This is a genomic window from Paenibacillus qinlingensis (assembly GCF_013204845.1).
Classification (GTDB): Bacteria; Bacillota; Bacilli; order Paenibacillales; family NBRC-103111; genus Paenibacillus_E; species Paenibacillus_E qinlingensis.
Genome location: NZ_JABMKY010000023.1, coordinates 93,072 through 110,158, shown reverse-complemented (window position 1 = coordinate 110,158; position 17,087 = coordinate 93,072). Strand labels below are relative to the sequence as shown.

Below are 17,087 nucleotides of genomic sequence, written 5' to 3'. Positions count from 1 at the left end.
TCATTTAACTCAGGACAACTTATACAGCTAAAACCTCTTTCAGATACGCAGCTAATGAAACGAGTTGGTTTCCAACAACACGCTTCGTTTGCCTCTCCGCAAGCTGGGCAGCTGGCACCATCGAAAGCTGCGCGGCAACCACGCGCTTCGTTGGATTCGCCTCGATCACTTGGATCAACCCATCTGTGACAGCTTCGATGTATTCACTCTTTTTCCCCTGCATGATGAGCTCAAAGGTATTCGCCAGAAGGACGGGCGATGCTTCTATCGGAATCCCCTTTTTAGCGGCGTAAAGAGATAACTGGTTCATCGTTCCTTGTACGGTGCTCGGATTGGTGAAAGCAACAATCGTAGGCTGATTGAGCTGACAGATCTCTCCGAACAGCGGATCATCGATTGGGATAATCGGGATCGGAAAGCGATGAACGTCTTCCTTATAAATGGCTGTAAAAAAAGTGCAAGTTATTAAAATTGCATCTACATGGCTGTTGGCTATCCAATTCAGTGTGTCGAGTACTTTCTTTTGAGCCATTTCGGTCGTGAAATCCGCATCCAGCTTGATCCGATCCAGGCCAGGATCTACATAATGAATGAGCTCCACATTCAAACTGCGCAGGGCATTGTCAATATGTTCAATATTGGAATGATGGGCATGGAAGCATCCGATTCTTAGCATCATTAGTCTCCTAAGATGTACGTTTTCAAGAAGTCATTGCGGAACTTGCCATGCGGATCACACTGACGAAGCAGTTGTTGAAACTCAGGCAGCTTCTCATACTGCGACTGCACGCGGTCCGGTGACATCGTGAACAGCTTCCCCCAATGCGGTCGAACTTGAAAAGGTTCGAGATGCCCTTCAATGATAGGCAGGACTTGTTTAACAGCTTCCCAATTCGGCTTCCATGTAAAATGAAAAGCTACCATCTCCTGCTTATAGCAGGGACTCATCCACAAATCATCTGCCGCAATTGTACGTACCTCAGAAACATAAAGCAGTGGCGAGATGAGCTCTTTCATACTGTCGAGTGCACATAGTGCCGCATACGCATGTTGTCGGGGCACGTAGTATTCGCTCTGCAATTCTTCTCCTGCACTAGGCGTGAAATCCATCCGGAAGTGCGGCATCCGTTCATGCCAAGGCCCTGGTATTCCCATCTGTTCACTGCAATTCTCGGAGGTGTGGCCTGGCACGGGATGACGATGTGCGTCTGCGAGCTTGGCTCCGTACAATTCCGGTTCCACCTGCACAGCGGCGTCGGCGGAATCCTTGATTACCTGTTTCTTCCACAGTTGATTAAATGCAGATGCCTGCCATTTTGTGAATAGGCTGACACTATAGCCACTGGAGAAAATATCGTCGAAGTGCGCTTCAAGCTGCGCTAATGGCACATTGTCGTACACATGTTGATACATCTGAAAGGATGGGACTACATCCAAGGTGATTTTCGTAACGACACCTAATCCGCCTAGTCCAACGGCTGCACCGGCAAGACGACCATCTTCATGCTCACGTGAGAACAGTGCGATACTCCCATCCGCAATGACCACTTCCATCGCATAAACAGCGGTCGCCAAGTTGCCATGCCGATCACCAGAACCATGTGTAGCCGTGGCGCATGCGCCTGCGACTGTAATATGAGGTAAAGATGCGAGATTGTGCAGCGCATACCCATTCGCATGAAGATACTCGCCTAATTCACCATAGCGAATACCGGCCTCTATGGTTACTCTATGGTTCGTTCGATCAAGCGAGATCACACGATTCAGCTTCTGAAGCGAGATCAAGCTTTCCGTACAGTCCGCGATGCCATTGAACGAATGGCGCGTGCCCAGCACCTTGATTTGTTGACTGCTAGCCACTAATGCTTGTACCTCTTCTATGTTCGCGGGAACATGAATTTCCGAGGCGCTGTACGTATAATTACCAGCCCAGTTGCGTTCATTCATCATCATTATCCTCCAGCATCTTCATAAATTTATTAACATTTTAACATAGTCACCCTGACAAGCCTATTTCCATTCCATGATGAACCGTTAAAGACAACAGCCCTTCCACTTACACAGAACAATAATGAGCTGATAGGATTAGAAAAAAGGCTGAGCATTCCGAAGAAAGAATTGCTTCGGGGCTCAGCCTTTTTATTCGAGTTTAAGATCTATTTTCATTGACTTTGTTGAAGCAGCTTCACGGCATCACCGAAATGATTTCGTACTTGTAGGAGTACATCCAAGGCTTTCTGCTGGCTAACGCTAAACATCTCCATCAAAATAGCCACTCTTGCATCGCCTTTCGCATCAATTACAGTTTGACGTGCCCTTTCTTCATCAGTGCCCGTTGCTTCTTGTATAATTCTAACCGTACGTTCTCTTAACTTGTGATTGGTAGCCTGAACATTAACCATGAGATTGCCGTAGACCTTACCCATTCGAATCATCGTCGTGGAAGAGATCATATTCAGCACCATTTTTTGTGCCGTCCCCGCTTTTAAGCGTGTCGATCCCGTAATTATTTCCGGCCCGACAGGGACTTCAATCGGATATGTTACAAGGGTACTCAGCTGGGTATCCTGATTGCAACTAATGCCAACCGTCGTTAAACCAAGTCGATTCGCTTCACGGATGGCGCCAATCACATAACGGGCCGTTCCACTGGCTGTAATCCCAACAACAACATCCCCTGATCTGACAACTTCAGAAATAGCGAGCAACCCTGCATGCTCATCATCTTCCGCATTTTCGATGGATTCTCGAATCGCTTTTTCACCGCCAGCAATGAGACCGTTTACCAAATCCTCCTCTACCCCGAATGTCGGAGGACATTCGGAAGCATCTAAAATCCCAAGACGTCCGCTTGTTCCAGCTCCGATGTAGAAGAGTCGACCACCGGCGATCAACGCTCCAGAAATGGCCGCAATAGCAGCAGAAATCTGAGGAATTGCGCCTTGGATCGAAAGGGCAACCGTTTGGTCTTCCTCATTCATTAAAGTTACGATTTCTTCAATACTCAGTTGGTCAAGGTGCAACGACTTTTTATTTCTCTGCTCAGTAACAAGTTCATTTTTCTTTTGTTGAGCCAATATGATACCTCCTATTCTTGAGTATTTCTTGCCTTTCTTGCCTTCATTACTTCACAGCCCCTGCAGTCATGCCTTCCATGAATTGTTTAGAAGCTAGGAAAAATATAATCATCATGGGCACAGAAGCCAACGTTAACCCTGCGAACAGCATACTTAAGTCTGTCGAGTACTGTCCGAACAAGGAGAGCATGCCCACCGGAATTGTCTTCTTCGCATCATCTTGAATAAAAATAAGCGGGAAAAAGAAATCATTCCATGCGGTGATAAAATTCATAATCATCACAGTTCCAAGCGCTGGCCGCATGAGCGGCAGTAAAACATGCCACATAACACCAAAGTCAGAAGAACCATCTATGCGTGCCGCTTCTTCCAGCTCCTTCGGAAGTGTTCTGAAGAAACCTGTTAAGATGAGAATCGCAAGCGGCAATCCGATCGCCGTGTATACACTAACCAACGACCAAATATTATTCAACATCGAGAGTTTCTTCATCAAAAGGAATAAAGGTACGATCCCGAGCTTAATGGGAATCATCATGCCCAAGAGAAAGAAAAAGAATAATGCTCCATTCCAGCGGAACGGATATCTCGCAATATAGAAGGAGGCCATAACGCCAAATAGCAAAATTAGAACTACGGATACAACGCTAACCACAAGACTGTTCCAAAAATAAGTGAAGAAGGGAATTTGATGTATTAGCTTGCTATACGCCGCAAACGATAGGGTCGTTGGCAATGACATCGGATTTTTTAAGATTTGGATGTTCGTCTTCAAGGAAGAGGTCAGCATCAGAAAAATCGGATACAAACTGACCAGCGCCCCCAAATACGCCGCAGCGTATTGGAGTCCCCGAACGGATTTGTTGGTTTTCATGGTCTGCCTCCTGTCTTAATGCTGCGCCGATTGGTTCCTAGTGAAGTACAGGAACAACGCCGATATCGTTGCAATAATGAAAAATAGAACAACAGCTAATGCCGAACCAAGTCCAAGTGCGACCGAATCGCCGCCAGACGAGCCGCCAAAAGCGATTCGATAAAAGAAGACAGCCAATGTGTCAGTCGAGTTATATGGCTCACCCTGTGACCCTTCCATCGCATAAATCAACTCGAAAGCTTCAAAAGCATGAATGAACGTAAACACCGTAATGATAATCAGGGACTGACTCATCATTGGTAAGATGATGGAGCGAATCAAACGGAATCCTTTGACCCCATCCAACCGTGCTGCTTCTACAACTTCAGAGGAAATTGCTTGTAAACCCGCAAGGAAAATTAACATGGAGAAACCAACACCAAACCAACTGTTAACGATCGTAATCGAAGTTAACGCCGTAGCTGGGTCTCCTAGCCAAGGTTTGGCCCATGAAACAAGACCTATCTTTTTGAGCATGACATTCACAACGCCATTATTCGGGTTCAACATGAGCTTCCATAAGAAGCCTACTACGATGACTGAAAGCAGCCTAGGTAAAAAGTAGGCCATCTTCAAAAAATTCGAACCTTTAAGTTTGCTATAAACAAGATAAGCAAGCCCAAAGGCAATCACGTTTTGCACAGCCATCTCAACGGCGAAATAATACAGGTTGTGACCAAACGCATTCCAAAACAAATGATTAAACGGTTCCTTCGTAAACAAGCTTACAAAATTGCCGAACCCAACGAATTCCCCACGGATGAGGCCCTTCCAATCATAAAAGCTGTAACCAAACGCGGAAAGAATCGGGTAAATCACGAACATAATGTAAACTGCGAGGGCAGGGACCGGGAACAGATGAACTGCTCCCTTTTTCCACCCGGACGATTTGGCCAAGTCATTCATGCCCCTCACACCTTCTCTTTACTTATTTCTTAGGTTTAAACCAAGTATCTGTCATCTTTTGAACTTCTTCTGTCACTTGCTCCGGTGTCAATTTATTTAAATACATACCTTGGATTGAATTTTCTAATGTAGCTTTCGTAGTCGGATTACCGGCATTGAAATAAACGACGGCAGCGTAAGGCGTGGAGATCGTATCGGCATTTTTGGCGATCTTAGCTACCAAAGGATCGTTTGCCGCTACACCCGGGATCGTACTTGGTTTTTGCAAGGCATTCACGGCAAGAGCCCCAAATTCTTTTGTTGTTAAAAATTCCATGAATTTCAGCGCTTCCTGTTTATGAGCCGATTTGGCATTCACGGAAAATGAACCATCTACCCAAGTGGTTACCGTTTGTTTGCCATCTGCTTTCATTGGCGGAACTGGGAATACATCCATTTGAAGATCTGGGTTCGTTTTCTTCATGACCGCATACTCCCAATCTCCCATCACCATCATCGCCGCCTGCTCCGTAACAAACATATTTCGCATGTCATCCATGCCGATACCTACGTAATTATCCGGGAAAAAGGGCGTTAGATCTTTCAGCATTTTAATCGAACTTACATACTCAGGGCTTTTGAAGTTCGCATCCCCGCTAACAATTTTCTTCATGAAATCCGTCCCATAAACAGCCGGTCCAAGCGTCCCTTCTGTCAGCGATAGAATCCATCCTTCTTTAGAGCCGAAAGCGAAAGGTGTTACTTTATTTTTCTTCAATGTATCCGCTGTTTTAAGGAGTTCATCCCACGTTTTAGGTTCTTGAAGATTGTATTTCTGAAAGATTTTCTTGTTATAAAATACTTGCGTCGAGCTGAAGACGGTTGGAACGCCGTATACTTTACCGTCAGAACCCGTAGCAGCCAGCAATGTATCTTTCGAGAATACATCCATTCCTTTCACATTCGTCAAGGGCTCCAGGTAGCCAGCATCTGCCAAAGCTGCACCAGCTGCATAAGGGCGGAGATGAATAATATCTGGACCATTTCCACTTTGCAGACTTGTGTTCAGAGCTGTGTTGTACTCCGTATTCTTGGTTGGTTTAAACTCAATATCAATATTGGGATTTTTCTTTTTGAACTCAGCAATGATTTTTGTGTAAGCTTCTGTATCTTCTGTACGCCAGCTACCTATCGTCAGCTTCACTTTATCCTGTGTCGCTGCTGTAGTTGGTGCAGCACTTGCTGTACTAGGGGCTGCACTAGGCGTTGTGCTGTTCGTGCTGCATGCTGCAAGCATGGAAGAAGCTCCGACCAAAGTTAATAATGCTCCACTGAATAAACGTTTCATATAAAAAGCCTCCCTTTAATTTTTGCTTGTATGTTAACCTCCAGCCTGACTAGAGGACCAAACCGTTTCATTAGCTTACTAGCGGTTACCCATTGCGTTTGCCAACCCTAACTGCCTGTCGAGTCATTTCCAACGAGGTCACACTTGCCTCGTAGTGGCAGCCAGCAATGCCAACATATAGAATATCGATCACATTCAGTTGGGCAATTCTTGATGACATCGCCCCGCTGCGGATGCTTTTCTCCAACGTACTAGTAAATAGCTGAATATCTGCAAGGTCCGCAACTGGATTAGATCCGAATCGGGTCAACGTAATGACCGCTGCGCCATTATTCTTCGCTACTTCCAGCGAACGAATCATATCTTCCGTTTGACCCGTATAAGAAATTCCAAAGACTACATCACCAGGAAGCAGGTTAGCGGCAATGGTAGCTTGGGCATCAAACCCTGTACCAATCTCACACCACCGATTAATCCGTGTAAGCTTTTGCTTGAAATCCTCTGCGATGATCCCCGAAGCACCAACGCCGAACACGCCAATTTTTCTTGCGCGGCTTAATGTTTGTATGGCTTTCTCCACACTTTCTGGTGAGAGGACAGTTAGTGTATCTTGAATGGAAACGATATTGTTATTCGTGACTGATTTGATGATCTCCCCAATGGAACTGTTCGCATTAATTTCCTGATAGGTATCTGTCGGCAATAACGACTGTGACAAATCACCAGCAATTCGCATCTTAAGTTCCAGATATCCTTTAAAGTGGAGAGAACGTGAAAGCCGTATGATTGTCGCTTCACTAACACTGGCAAACTCGGCAAGCTTCTGTACAGAAAGGCTGATCACTTCTTGCGGATGTTCCAAAATGTATTGTGCAACTTTGCGCTCACTCGGCTTCAAACTTGCCATAGCAGCTTCTATGCTCATTAATCCACCTTTTAACATGGGCAACATCCTCTATCGTTTTTTATGACAATTCATTTATGTTAGTTTACCTAACGTATGGACCTCATTATAATGAGTTTTATTTCATTTTGTAAATAGTTTTTTGAAATTTTATTTCATTTTGTCATTAAACCTATCATAAAAACCCTTACAATGGTTTCTTTTCCTCATTCATCCTCCTCAAATACCAATAATGATGTCAGGTAATATACACATGATTCATCAACTTGCCTACCTATTTCAACATACCATCACATAAAAAATAGCTTACCGATTTCTCGGCAAGCTATTTCCACGTATGATTATGCTTCATGTTGCAAGTCGTGTTCCACTTCTTTTTTGATTTTATTCGGCATCATTTTAGGTTTGCTTGTGAACCACTTCGTATACAGGTCTTCGTAAGTGCCATCTTTGGATACGGATTGGAGCGCTTCGTTAATTCTTCCGAGGTACTTGTTTTTCTTTTTGGCAAGAATAGCAAGACTATCTTTATTGAACGGCTCTCCTACTATTTTCACGGACCCTTGGGCTGTGTTCTTAATAAAATCCTGGGCATTGCGTTCCTCCACAATAACAGCGTCTGCTGTATGACTTTTTAACTCTGCATAGGCATCGGAGATTTTTGAAAAGCCGTGGATTTTCGCCCCTTGAATTTCACTCGCAAAGTAGAACCCAGGTGATCCATTTTCAGTCGCTATCGCTTTTTGGACCAAGTCATCTTTCCCTTTGATAGCTGAGTTTTCTGAAGCAGTAAGAATCACTAAGTTTGTTTGAAAATAAGGATCCGAATACTCAAGATCATTGCTGCGTGCATCCGTAATTGTCTTCCCCGCAATGGCCAAATCAATATCACCAGATTTCAATCCTTTATTCAATTCCCCCATTTCCATGGGAACTAACTCATATTTCAATTTCGACTTTTCGGCGATCGCTTGCCATAAATCCACCTCAAAGCCCTTCTTCTCGCCTCCATCTATAAACGTATAGGGGCGGAAATTTTCCTCGATACCAACTTTGACCGTTTTATTCTGCGTGCATCCTGAAGCGATCAGGGCTATTAACAGGGTGATCGAGAGGACCATTCCTCGTTTGCTTCTATAGCCTTCATTCATTGCATCCATACCCTCCTCATTAGGTAAACATAGGTATTATTTGTAAATATGCAGACAGTTATACAGCTTCTTTACTCGGCTTTAGCGTTTTCAATTCCTATACTTTCAACCTCTATGTGAATGGGTATATAATGACAAGATCTATTTCATCACTTCGCTTCCCACAGAAGCTGCATTAATTACGCTTAAGGAGATGTCCCGCATGGATGAGGTCAATACACATAAAAACTATCAAGCATTAGTCGAGGATCGGATTTATTTTGGCGGAGCTTCGGATGTTGAGGATATGGTTAAAAATGAAGGCATTGAAGTCATCGTGGATTTGCGAGGCGAAGCTACACAAAGCGCTTATCCCGATGATGATGTCCAATGGATTCAAGTCCCGCTAGGAGACAATACGACAGGACCCCAAGACCAATTATTTCAACAAGCTATTGATCACGTCGCCCAAGCCTATCACAACGGTAAAAAAGTTGGATTTCACTGTGCTGGTGGCGGCGGCAGAACGGGTGCTGTCGCGGTGGGTACTTTGATTACATTAGGCAAAAGCCAAACCATTGAAGAAGCTGAAGCACTAGCCAAAAGCATTCGCGCCAGAGTCAATATTAAACCCGCGCAACGTGAGGCGATTGAGAAATTATTTAACACATAAAGAATACAAAAAACCAGCCAAACCCTTGCAGTGGGTTAGCTGGTTTTACAATTTAGAAGCATTGATTACCCTTATTAACTGGCAGGTTCAAAGGTCCATTGACTCGTCCAATATGTGGTGGGAACACTTCCATACTGCACCAAACCCGTATTATCTTCAGTGTGCATATAGGTTCCTTTCCAGCGATTCTTAATTCGTGTAAAGCCCGACACAGCTTCCTCCGTCCATTGGGAACTCCAATACGTAGTTGGCACAGTGCCATACTGAATACTTCCGTTCTGATTCTCCAGATGCATATATTGGCCTGTTGATCTGTTCTTATATCGGGTATAGCCCTCCGTCGTTTCTTTGGACCATTGGGAGCTATAATCTGTCGCAGGTACATTGCCGTACTCTACGTTCCCCGTGAGCGCGTTCGTATGCATATAAAGTCCCGTTTGATGATTTTTGATGCGATAATACGGCGTCGGATAGCCGCCATTCTTCTTCCAAACGCGGACATAATCAACACTCCAAGTTTTGGGCCACACGTTATTATGCACACCTGAACCCGCATCGGTATAAATCCCCAGTATCATCCCCATCGGCATGTTAGGCGCATCATTTATCGTTTTGTACAGCTGGTTATCGTAGTAGAAATTAAGCTGAGTAGGCGTCCACTCCATCCCATAGATATGATACTCGGAGGATTGATCGCCGCTCGGAACCGGATCTTCATATAACGTCCAGTTACTCAGAAAATTAGGATCCCCCCAGCCATAGCCTGCGATTCGCCACGTGTTGGGTTTCGAAACGAAGGTCTCCACAATATCAATTTCGGGATTGGCCGAAGCGCTGCTAGTATCCTCCGTACCAACCATCCACCAGGCCTGATGTCCGCCTCCGCCAACATTTGCATTTTTGGCTCTCATTTCAAAATAGCCATACATCGTGCTGTATCCGTTAAAATCAGCTTCATGATGATCATTCGGCATAGATCCGTTGAATTTATGCCAATTATCCTTCTCATACGTCTGTATACTTGATATTTTGACCGTAGAATCGTAAGTCGGGTTCCATGCCGGTGTATCCGCATCGATGCGCTCTTGCAACGCCCCATTGGAAATGGTAAATCGCGCCTTAGCCCCTAATTCCCGATTCGTTGGCGTTGTCCAGTGGGGAAGATAGTAGGGAAGCCATTTATTCGTATCCAACGTCGTTCCATTGAACTCTTCCTGGAAATCAAGGGTGTAACCTGTTTTGGTAATGGGGTTAGCAGGATAATCGGCAGCAGATACATGAATTGGCAGTAGAGACGTGAAGAGCAGAACAACAAGCATCATACAAAGGCTAATCACTTTGGTTTTCATCATTTTCACATTTCCTTTCTCACTCGGATTTACTAAAATACAAGATTCCCCTTACAAAATGCCCTCCTTATTCATTTCTAGCAAACGCTTACAGCATCATTATATAGCGATTCCTTTCATCCAAAATATCTAAGATTCTTTGGATTTCTACGATAATTCGGTCTTTTTGGGTTATAAAAGGCAGCGTGCGATGGCCGGCTCGGCGGCTTCCTTGCGCACATTTTTTGTGCGCTAGAGCGCGATGGCCGGCTCGGCGGCTTCCTTGCGCACATTTTTTGTGCGCTAGCGGGCGTTGGCCGGCTCGGCGGCTTATCTTGCGCACATTTTTTGTGCGCTAGCGGGCGTTGGCCGGCTCGGCGGCTTATCTTGCGCACATTTTTTGTGCGCTAGCGTGCCATGGCCGGCTCGGCGGCTTTCCTTGCGCACATTTTTTGTGCGCTAGAGCGCGATGGCCGGCTCGGCGGCTTCCTTGCGCACATTTTTTGTGCGCTAGCGGGTGATGGCCGGCTCGGCGGCTTATCTTGCGCACATTTTTTGTGCGCTAGAGCGCGATCGCCGGCTCGGCGGCCTTCCTTGCGCACATTTTTTGTGCGCTAGAGCGCGATGGCCGGCTCGGCGGCTTCCTTGCGCACATTTTTTGTGCGCTAGCGTGCCATGGCCGGCACAGCGGCTTATCTTGCGCACATTTTTTGTGCGCTAGCGTGCCATGGCCGGCTCGGCGGCTTCCTTGCGCACATTTTTTGTGCGCTAGCGTGCCATGGCCGGCTCGGCGGCTTTCCTTGCGCACATTTTTTGTGCGCTAGCGGGCGTTGGCCGGCTCGGCGGCTTCCTTGCGCACATTTTTTGTGCGCTAGCGGGCTTTGGCCGGCTCGGCGGCTTTCCTTGCGCACTTTTTTTGGGCGCTAGAGCGCGATGGCCGCTCGATGCGCTACTTCCTCGAGATAGTCGATTATTCCGACTATCTCCCCTACGTCCTCCGCGGAAGCATAAAAAACAGCAGGAAGGCCACATCCCCTCCTGCTGTCTCTCTAGTTTTCACTATCGCTTCATCGGAATCACGACTCGTACTGTCGTCCCGAGACCGAGCTCACTCTCTACGGTAAGACCATAAGCTGCGCCAAAGTAAAGCCGAATACGCTCCTGCACATTACGCAGCCCATACCCGCCGCCTTCCCCATGGAGCAAACGATCCTGCACTGCGGCTTCCATGCCTTTTCCATTATCGTGCACGGTAAAATGGATCTCATCACCTGCAAATTCGACCACAATTCGAAGAATCTTGCTTCCCTCTTCTTTCTCATCCAATCCATGAATGATCGCATTCTCGACAATGGGCTGCAAAATAAAATTGACCGTCTCGCAGTCATAGGCAGCTTCAGCGATGTCATAGACGACTTCGAATTCATCGTCATGCATAATGAGCTGGATCGCCAGATAGGCTTGAATATTGCCGATTTCATCCCGAATGCGAATGAGGTGATTGCCTTTGTTCAAGCTCGTCCGATAAAATTTAGACAACGCATTGGCTACTACACTGATGTCCATGGCATCCCGTTGAACGGCCTTCCAGTTAATGATGGACAAGGTATTGTACAAAAAATGCGGAGAAATCTGTGCCTGGAGCGCCTTCAGCTCTGCCTCTTTTTCCAGCATGCGTGCTTGAACAGTCTCCTGAATTGAGTCTTGAACCTTCTTCACCATGTCGGCGAAGCTCTGGGTCAATTGCCCAATTTCGTCTGTCGCATTAGCGACAATCGGCACATCGAAATTGCCATTCTCCACGATACTGATCTTCTTTTTCAACGCATGAATCGGCCGTACCAAAGTTCGTGAGAACAACCAAATGACGCATAATAGTACCAATATACAAATTAGGATGATGGATGCCGTTGCTTTCAAAATATCCTTCGTATCCACAATCATGCTCGTCGTCGGCATAAAATACGTGAAAGTCCAACCCGAATTACTCAAGGAGCTTCGCGTCATTAAATATTCTTTGCCCTGCATACGGAACTGCCCCTCCGCTTGCGCAGCGATGTCTCCCTTTGCCTTCTCGCTTAATGTGGAAGCTTCCTCTCCCGCATAAATTACCTGCTGGTTGCTGTCCGTAATTAGAATACCGTACTCCCCATCATAGACCTGATCGAGCTTCTCAAACATTTTATCGTAATCGATCTTCACGTACAAAACGCCAGCAAACGTGCTATTGTCACTCTTCTGAATGTTATGTGTAGCAAAAAGCACCTGTTGCTGCTGATCGTAGTACCATTGTGTCTTACTCGCTTTCTTAGCATCTTCATACCATGCCGTATGCCGGACAGCCTCGCTAGGATAGATGAAGTTGCCGATCTGTCTGCCCGTGTAATCCGAGTAAAAGAGAACGTCTTTCATCTCTCGATTAATGTTAATATAATACCAAATCGTCGGCTCGATGTTGTCGTTAAGCTCTTTGGTATAGCTGAGAATATCCGGCAGCTCGGAGCCCGTCACCTTTTTCACAATAGGGTTAAACACCATGAAAGAAATGAAATTACCTGACTTCTCCATCTTCTGGTCCAAATTAAGAGCAGTCTGGCTAACCGTGTGGTTCATGCCAATCATAAGCTGTTTTTTCAGATAACCTTTGGACGATTGATACGCATAGATTCCCAAAGCGAGAATGGGGATAATAATCACGACGAGATACGTAATAATGAGCTTCTTCCTGACCGTACTGTTGCGAAAATAGGCAAGAAGATGCTTCACGGCAGACGCACCTTTTCCCTATATTGTTTCGGCGTGACGCCGAAGCTCTGTTTGAACGTCAGGCCGAAATAGGACATATCGGAGAACCCAACCATTTTATAAACGTCATTAATCTTATAATTGCTTTGATCAAGCAAATACTTGGCTTTCTCCATGCGATATTGCGTAATATATTTAACGACACTAACGCCTGTCGCTTTTTTGAACGTATGGCTGAGATAGCTGGCGGATAAATGAACGCTTTTGGACAAATAATCCAAGCTCAAATCCTTCTCGTATTCCTTCTCAATAATGCGCAGCACATCTTCTATCGCTCGTTTACGGGAGTCTGCTTCCGGATCATCATCAGCGCTGTCTTGGATCAAATTACGCAGCCGCTGCTCTTGCTGATAGACGAGTCCCGCTTCGTAAACCTTCTGCCAGTCCTGCTGCTTCTGCTTGGCCAATTGCTCCTCGTTCAGCTGCTGTACGACAGATGCAATGACTGTATGAAATTCTTCTGGCTCAATAGGCTTGAGCAAATAGTTCGACACCTGCAGGGAGATTGCTGTTTTCGCATAGTCAAATTCCCCATGCCCGCTGAGAATCAGAATGTTGAGCTGTGGCTTCAGCGCTCTAGCTTCCCGCGCCAGTTGAAGCCCGTCCATGAAGGGCATTTTGATATCCGTGAGAAGCACGTCCACATCATTTGCTTGAAGTAATTCCAAGGCAGCCCTGCCGTGTTTCGCCTCCAACATTTCAAAAGGGAACTCGTACTTGGCCATCAGGAACTTGATCCCTTCCCGCTCAATTTTGTCATCATCTGCGATTAGTATGCGGAACATGTGAAATCCCCCCTGCTTCCATTTTATCAAACGGGATCCTATGCGTACAAAACAATTTTGACCGCGGATTACACGGAAGGTCATCATGAAGCCCTATCCTTTGAGCGCTCCAGCCGCTACACCTTTAATCATGTACTTCTGCATCAGTAAATAAAACAGAAGCAGTGGCGCTACACCTAATAGCAGCATCGGAAACAAGCTGGTCCAATCAACTGAAAACTGCCCGATATTCCGAAACACTTCCAGCAAAATAACGTTGTTGTCACGTGACTGCAGGAATAGCAGCGGATTCATAAAATCGTTCCACACATTCAGTGTCGTGACAATCGCCACAGTCGCAATTACCGGTGTTAGCAGCGGGAAAGCAATTCGCCAAAACGTCGCCTGTACCGAGCATCCATCGATAAAAGCGGCCTCCTCTAACTCAAGTGGTACAGAGGTGCTGATAAAGCTGTGAAACAGAAATATCGCGATCACACAACCATTACCAATATTTACTACTATGACCGCTAAGAGGTTATCCATCAGCCCTAGGCTGTTAATGAGCTTATACAAACTAACTAGTCCCATTTGAAACGGAACCATCATACCCGCTAAAAATAAGTAGAAAATAAACTTGTTCAGAGCATGCGCTCTCCGTGCTAAAGCATAAGCCGCCATTGAAGAAAGCACAATAATACCGATAACGGATACACCAGTCACAATGATCGTATTAAGAAATACGCGCGGGAATCTCATCGTTTTCCATGCCAGTATATAATTATCCACGTTAAAATGATTGGGCAAAGACAACGGACTGAATGTTGCTTCGTCTGGTGTTTTGAAGGTCGTGACGATCAGATAATACACAGGGATAAAGAATAAGACAGCAATCGCGATTAACAGTACTTCGAAAGCTCCATTAACCGCTCTCTCACGTGAGGAAAGCTTCATGTTCATTGAATTCGCTTCCCCCATTTCCCAAGTACGTGCATCATGGCTGTCGTAATCAACATAACAACAAGGAAAAATACAACACCTGATGCTGCTCCCTTACTATAAAAGCCTTCATTAAAAGACGTCTTGATATAGGCTGTCATAATCGTCTGTGTCGCATTCCCTGGTCCTCCATCTGTGAGGGCAAGGATGATATCAAATACTTTGAGTCCGCCAATCATGGCGGTTACGGCAACAACATTGACCGAAGGCTGCATAAGCGGCAGCGTCACCTTCCAGAACTGCATCCACGATGAGGCACCGTCAATATCGGCAGCTTCATATAAATCCTTCGGAATACTTTGCAAATTCGCCAAAAAAATAACCATAGCCCACCCCGTCCATTGCCACAACTGTGTGAGTACAACGGAATACAGCGCTAGATCGGCATCGCCGAGGAAATTAATTTTAGCTAATCCTAATGAAGTTAAGCCTTTGTTGATCAGGCCAAAATCGGACGTTGACATCAAATAATTCCACAGGAATCCAATGATCAGCGGGCTAAATACAGCAGGCAGGAAAAATACGGATCGCAGCACATTACGCGTGAACAGCTTACGATCTAGAAAAATGGCCAACACAAGACCGAAGACCGTTTGAAATACCGTCATTAAAAGGGCATAAATGAGTGAATTTTTAAAGCCAGCAAGCAGCAAATCATTATTGAAAATACTCTCGTAATTTTTGAAGCCTACAAAGCTCAATTTGGTCATTTTCGAAATCGAGTAATCCGTCACACTATAATAGAACATCGATAGGAACGGATACACGGCGAACACGAGATAGAACACAAGCGCAGGCAAGATCAACAAGCCATAGTTCAGCTCTCTACGCAGCAGCTTCATTCGCACAGCCATCAACCTCTCTAGAAAACGTACGGCAGCCGCTTGGTGTTGCCAAAGGACCGCCGTAGGTTCAGTATGAAATTACCTTCCTATTATTTCTTTACCAGTTCAGCAGTCTTCTTATCCGTCGCTTTGAGAGACTGACTGATATCACTTTTTCCACCAAGTAATTCTTGGAAGTGCTTCCCGTAATCCTCGATAATGGACTGCGCATTTTCGCCCCAATTGTTCCACGGCGCATAGACGTTCCCCGCTTTGAAGGTCGCTTTCACACTCTCGTATTCGCTAGGCATCTCAAATTCGACACCCTTCAAGTAGCTGCTGCCACCCTTGTTATCGTTCCAGAAAGCTTTCTGTCCTTCTGGTGTGGAGATCAAATCCAGTACCTGCTTCACAGCATCCGCGTTCTTCGATTTACTGTTAGCAGCAAAGCCTGCACCTGGACCTCCAATTAGCCAGCCTGCTCCTGGTGTGGAGCCATAGAACGGGAACATATCAACTTTGATATTCGGATTCTTTTTCTTAATAGCTTCCATCGCCCACGGTCCAGACTCCCACATTGCAGCCTTGCCTGTCGCGAATTCATCCAGCGCTTGATCATAGTCGACACCAAGCATATCCTGTGTGATGTAGCCTTGCTTGATTAGCTCCGTCCATTTCTCCAGTGCACTGTTCCAATTGCCTTCGAGTGTTTTTTGACCTAAGCCGTATTGCACATCGAACGTTTTGTTCTCTGGTTTGGACAAGAAGTCATTCATGACAAATCCCATCGAAGACTTCATCATCGGCTCCCAGGACTTCGCACCCATAGCTTGTGGCTTCACACCACTTTTCTTCAATAACTCGTGCAATTTCAACTCTTCATCAAACGTGGTAGGCGGCTTCAAACCTAATTTATCAAAAATCTCTTTGTTATAAAAAATCCCTTCAAACCAACTAATCCCGGGCAGCGCATATAATTTGCCGTCTGTGGTATACACGTTCTTGCCTGCCTCATTGTAGCGATCCGCAAGTGAAGTCAGATCGGCCAAATACCCCAATTTCGCATACTTGGCGCTGGTCGGTGGGCTCACCGAAATGATATCTGGACCCGATTGTGCAGCTAACTGAGTAGCGACAATATTGTCAAACTGCTTATTATCGATAAATTGGTACTCAAGTTCAATATTCGGAAGCTTTTGCTTAATCAGATCTAGCAGCGATTTCACGCTGTCTTCTTTGTTCCAGTAAGCCATTCTTACTTTCACTTTCTCTTGCTTGGCAACTGGCGCCACTGTCGCTTTGGTATCGCTTGCATTTTGGCTTGCACAACCTGTGAGCGCCATGGAAGCCGCCAAACTTACAGATATAAACAAATTCGATATTTTTTTCATCGGATGACCCTCCCGTGATATGTTCATTCTGATCGTTCGAACCGGTTCT

General features: G+C 45.6%; 15 protein-coding genes. 1 reads left to right on the top strand and 14 read right to left on the bottom strand.

The annotated features are described in order from the left end of the window. Window positions 1-19 precede the first annotated feature (19 nt). The 8 genes from HQN88_RS29555 to HQN88_RS29520 all read right to left on the bottom strand — a co-directional run bounded on the left by HQN88_RS29555 (window position 20) and on the right by HQN88_RS29520 (window position 8,275). Entirely contained in the window at window positions 20-679 is a 660-nt protein-coding gene (locus tag HQN88_RS29555; RefSeq protein WP_173119169.1) for a hypothetical protein, read from the bottom strand. Then, window positions 679-1,950: an FAD-binding protein gene (locus HQN88_RS29550; protein ID WP_173119206.1), complete on the bottom strand. Its 1,272-nt coding sequence runs from the start codon at window positions 1,948-1,950 to the stop codon at window positions 679-681. The genes HQN88_RS29555 and HQN88_RS29550 overlap by 1 nt, the downstream gene beginning before the upstream one ends. A 212-nt stretch (window positions 1,951-2,162) precedes the next feature. After that, on the bottom strand, window positions 2,163-3,077 hold the full coding sequence (gene murQ, locus HQN88_RS29545) for an N-acetylmuramic acid 6-phosphate etherase (protein ID WP_173119168.1): 915 nt from the start codon (window positions 3,075-3,077) through the stop codon (window positions 2,163-2,165). A 46-nt stretch (window positions 3,078-3,123) separates the two neighbouring features. Beyond that, the gene (locus HQN88_RS29540) at window positions 3,124-3,948 is read right to left on the bottom strand and encodes a carbohydrate ABC transporter permease (protein ID WP_173119167.1); all 825 of its coding nucleotides are present in this window, start codon (window positions 3,946-3,948) and stop codon (window positions 3,124-3,126) included. 15 nt (window positions 3,949-3,963) lie between these two features. Further along, window positions 3,964-4,893 (bottom strand): carbohydrate ABC transporter permease, encoded by a 930-nt coding sequence (locus HQN88_RS29535; protein ID WP_068663982.1) that lies wholly within the window; start codon window positions 4,891-4,893, stop codon window positions 3,964-3,966. A gap of 22 nt (window positions 4,894-4,915) precedes the next feature. Beyond that, entirely contained in the window at window positions 4,916-6,220 is a 1,305-nt protein-coding gene (locus HQN88_RS29530) for an ABC transporter substrate-binding protein (RefSeq protein WP_173119166.1), read from the bottom strand. Between the two features lie 85 nt (window positions 6,221-6,305). Beyond that, entirely contained in the window at window positions 6,306-7,163 is an 858-nt protein-coding gene (locus HQN88_RS29525) for an SIS domain-containing protein (RefSeq protein WP_337995181.1), read from the bottom strand. 302 nt (window positions 7,164-7,465) lie between these two features. Beyond that, window positions 7,466-8,275, bottom strand: a complete 810-nt coding sequence (locus HQN88_RS29520) for a substrate-binding periplasmic protein (RefSeq protein ID WP_173119164.1) — start codon at window positions 8,273-8,275, stop codon at window positions 7,466-7,468. A gap of 202 nt (window positions 8,276-8,477) precedes the next feature. Between HQN88_RS29520 and HQN88_RS29515 the strand changes: the two genes are divergently transcribed. Continuing rightward, window positions 8,478-8,927: a protein-tyrosine phosphatase family protein gene (locus HQN88_RS29515; protein WP_173119163.1), complete on the top strand. Its 450-nt coding sequence runs from the start codon at window positions 8,478-8,480 to the stop codon at window positions 8,925-8,927. A gap of 74 nt (window positions 8,928-9,001) precedes the next feature. On the opposite strand, the gene HQN88_RS29510 is transcribed toward HQN88_RS29515, so the two are convergent. The 6 genes from HQN88_RS29510 to HQN88_RS29485 form a co-directional block, all read right to left on the bottom strand. Next, window positions 9,002-10,279: a glycoside hydrolase family 16 protein gene (locus HQN88_RS29510; RefSeq protein ID WP_216855874.1), complete on the bottom strand. Its 1,278-nt coding sequence runs from the start codon at window positions 10,277-10,279 to the stop codon at window positions 9,002-9,004. Window positions 10,280-11,314: 1,035 nt separating this feature from the next. After that, a complete protein-coding gene (locus tag HQN88_RS38495) occupies window positions 11,315-13,021 on the bottom strand; it encodes a cache domain-containing sensor histidine kinase (protein WP_173119162.1) in 1,707 nt (568 codons plus the stop codon). After that, entirely contained in the window at window positions 13,018-13,845 is an 828-nt protein-coding gene (locus tag HQN88_RS29500) for a response regulator transcription factor (protein ID WP_173119161.1), read from the bottom strand. The genes HQN88_RS38495 and HQN88_RS29500 overlap by 4 nt, the downstream gene beginning before the upstream one ends. 93 nt (window positions 13,846-13,938) lie before the next feature. Continuing rightward, window positions 13,939-14,784, bottom strand: coding sequence for a carbohydrate ABC transporter permease (locus HQN88_RS29495; RefSeq protein WP_246320520.1), 846 nt, complete (start codon window positions 14,782-14,784; stop codon window positions 13,939-13,941). After that, window positions 14,781-15,677: a carbohydrate ABC transporter permease gene (locus tag HQN88_RS29490; RefSeq protein WP_216855873.1), complete on the bottom strand. Its 897-nt coding sequence runs from the start codon at window positions 15,675-15,677 to the stop codon at window positions 14,781-14,783. The genes HQN88_RS29495 and HQN88_RS29490 overlap by 4 nt, the downstream gene beginning before the upstream one ends. An 80-nt stretch (window positions 15,678-15,757) precedes the next feature. Beyond that, entirely contained in the window at window positions 15,758-17,038 is a 1,281-nt protein-coding gene (locus HQN88_RS29485) for an ABC transporter substrate-binding protein (RefSeq protein ID WP_173119160.1), read from the bottom strand. Between the last annotated feature and the right edge of the window lie 49 nt (window positions 17,039-17,087).

Bases quoted from the DNA above. Each gene is read 5' to 3' on its own strand.
- HQN88_RS29555 (WP_173119169.1), bottom strand. From the start codon at position 679: ATGATGCTAAGAATCGGATGCTTCCATGCCCATCATTCCAATATTGAA.
- HQN88_RS29550 (WP_173119206.1), bottom strand. From the start codon at position 1,950: ATGATGAATGAACGCAACTGGGCTGGTAATTATACGTACAGCGCCTCG.
- HQN88_RS29540 (WP_173119167.1), bottom strand. From the start codon at position 3,948: ATGAAAACCAACAAATCCGTTCGGGGACTCCAATACGCTGCGGCGTAT.
- HQN88_RS29535 (WP_068663982.1), bottom strand. From the start codon at position 4,893: ATGAATGACTTGGCCAAATCGTCCGGGTGGAAAAAGGGAGCAGTTCAT.
- HQN88_RS29530 (WP_173119166.1), bottom strand. From the start codon at position 6,220: ATGAAACGTTTATTCAGTGGAGCATTATTAACTTTGGTCGGAGCTTCT.
- HQN88_RS29525 (WP_337995181.1), bottom strand. From the start codon at position 7,163: ATGTTAAAAGGTGGATTAATGAGCATAGAAGCTGCTATGGCAAGTTTG.
- HQN88_RS29520 (WP_173119164.1), bottom strand. From the start codon at position 8,275: ATGAATGAAGGCTATAGAAGCAAACGAGGAATGGTCCTCTCGATCACC.
- HQN88_RS29515 (WP_173119163.1), top strand. From the start codon at position 8,478: ATGGATGAGGTCAATACACATAAAAACTATCAAGCATTAGTCGAGGAT.
- HQN88_RS29510 (WP_216855874.1), bottom strand. From the start codon at position 10,279: ATGATGAAAACCAAAGTGATTAGCCTTTGTATGATGCTTGTTGTTCTG.
- HQN88_RS29500 (WP_173119161.1), bottom strand. From the start codon at position 13,845: ATGTTCCGCATACTAATCGCAGATGATGACAAAATTGAGCGGGAAGGG.
- HQN88_RS29495 (WP_246320520.1), bottom strand. From the start codon at position 14,784: ATGAACATGAAGCTTTCCTCACGTGAGAGAGCGGTTAATGGAGCTTTC.
- HQN88_RS29490 (WP_216855873.1), bottom strand. From the start codon at position 15,677: ATGGCTGTGCGAATGAAGCTGCTGCGTAGAGAGCTGAACTATGGCTTG.
- HQN88_RS29485 (WP_173119160.1), bottom strand. From the start codon at position 17,038: ATGAAAAAAATATCGAATTTGTTTATATCTGTAAGTTTGGCGGCTTCC.